We start from the raw sequence: 2029 nt of genomic DNA, 5'->3' as shown, positions 1-2029 counted from the left end.
TTATGATGACTCTCTCATTATTAACTAAGGTTACCCGACCAGAAATACTAGCATGAATCCTGGCTCCAAGACTTCCAGAAGGAATCTCACCAATAAGAATACCTTCTTCAACCAGGTCACCTTCGCGAACAACTGGAATTGAGGTATCACCTATATGTTGTTTCAGTAAAATTTCAACTCGTTTGGGATTGGTTTCTACAACTGATTTAATTTCTTTCCGGTCATAGAGACTAATATGAAGCCTTTCTTTAATTCTTGAAATAGGAATTTTTCTATTAATAAGATCATTCACTCTACTTTGCCGGTTTTTAATTGTTAGTTGAGGACGATAGTTTGCTTCAGTTAAGCTGGTTTTAATGGCGTGGTTAACCATTCGAGGTGAAAGATCCATTGGACATGCAAAAACTTCGCACAAACCACATTCGCTGCATAAAAACGCATTCTCTATCACTTCCGGTGGAACATCTAAACCAAAATTGATATTTCTCATAATTTTATGAGGATATAGCTCATGGCCTAAAAGATACCTTGGGCATAGTTCAGTACAATAGGTACATTGACAACAGGCTGCCTTGCTTTGCTTGACAACCCACGACATAGGCATAGTTTTCCGACGTACTAAAAAATGATCTTGGGGAAGGACAATCAAACCGGTCATGGTTTTAGTTATTGGCGAATTTAAGTCTTTTTCAATATAACCCATCATTGGACCTCCCACGATCACCGCAAGATCTTCAACTAAAACCCCACCACACTCGGAGATTACATCTCCTATCGGCATCCCCACCCGCGCTATAACCACTGAGGGTTCCCTAACCTCACCAATACAGGTTAAGGTACGCCTGGTAACCGGTTTCCCTAAAGTAGCAAAATAAATATTCCTGAGTGTTTCTACATTGCTTACCAAACATCCCACAGTCGTTGGAAGCTGACCTTGAGCAATAACCCTCCCACTAACCATGTAAACTAAAATTTGCTCATCTCCAGCTGGATAAAAATCATCAAGCAAAGCAAGAGATATGTTTTCATGATTGGTAATAATAGACTTCACTCGCTCCACGATCTGAACTTGCTTTTTTTTAAGAGCGATGATCCCTTTTTTAGCACCAGTAGCTTGCAAAACAACCTTTAAACCCTGGATAACATCATTCCCATGTTCGTTTAATATATATTTATCATTAAATAAAAGAGGCTCGCATTCGGTGCCATTAGCAATAACTATTTCTACTTGATTTCCAAGCTTGACATGAGTAGGGAAACCTGCTCCTCCTGCTCCAACAACACCCATCTGCTTAATGGTTTCAATCAAATCCATTATCATATCATCCAATTTTATTTATTTTTCCGATATAGAAATTGACCGTTTCGCTCGACCAAATCAACAATCCCTATAATCACGCAATCAACCGCTTTTTGATAGGTATCCTGGGTTTGACGAGCTGAGCTTCCTTGGGATAATAGCACCATTTCATCATGTCCAGAACCAACCAAATCAATAGCAATATGGAACTCATTGAGTAAATCACCGTTGGGCTGGCAGGATTGGACCAAAAGGTACCTTTTTCCTTGTATTCCGTCATTTTTTTGGGTACTTACTACCGTTCCGAGAACCTTTCCAAAATTCATCTTTTCCTCTTTTTATTATCTAATCTGATCTTTTTGATAGACGTAAGATCCTTTTATTTCAATCGCATCCACTATTGCAACAATAGTCGCATCACTCGGTTTTCCTTCAGTGACTGCTGTCATACGCGAACTACTCCCCGCAACATAGAACACAACTTCCCCTATTCCAGCCCCAACACTATCCATAGCTACTAGGTAATCTCCGCTGCCTTGTAATGTCGTCGGATTGATTTTCTCCAAAAGCAAGAATTTTATGCCTTCAATTTTGGGTTCTTTCCTTGTAGATACAACATTTCCAATTACTTTCGCTAATATCATTTTTCAACCTTTCAAAAAACAACTTTCGAAGAGCTCTTAGCCTGACCTCTTCCCAAAGGAAGAACTTCATCAACATTGGCATGTG

Annotated in this window: 3 protein-coding genes; all 3 read right to left on the bottom strand. The window is 39.4% G+C overall.

Annotated features, from left to right (window positions below; genetic code table 11):
- The coding region (locus PLK24_RS11070; RefSeq protein WP_324479123.1) for a 4Fe-4S dicluster domain-containing protein at positions 1 to 1315 on the bottom strand (1315 nt) is incomplete at its 3' end.
- A 17-nt stretch (positions 1316 to 1332) separates the two neighbouring features.
- Positions 1333 to 1626, bottom strand: a complete 294-nt coding sequence (locus tag PLK24_RS11065; RefSeq protein WP_324479121.1) for a EutN/CcmL family microcompartment protein — start codon at positions 1624 to 1626, stop codon at positions 1333 to 1335.
- A gap of 15 nt (positions 1627 to 1641) precedes the next feature.
- Positions 1642 to 1944, bottom strand: coding sequence for a EutN/CcmL family microcompartment protein (locus PLK24_RS11060; RefSeq protein ID WP_324479119.1), 303 nt, complete (start codon positions 1942 to 1944; stop codon positions 1642 to 1644).
- Between the last annotated feature and the right edge of the window lie 85 nt (positions 1945 to 2029).

This window comes from Atribacter sp., from assembly GCF_035418125.1.
GTDB lineage: Bacteria > Atribacterota > Atribacteria > Atribacterales > Atribacteraceae > Atribacter > Atribacter allofermentans.
Note: the sequence above shows the minus strand (reverse complement) of the source record. Positions and strands in the feature narration are given on the sequence as shown.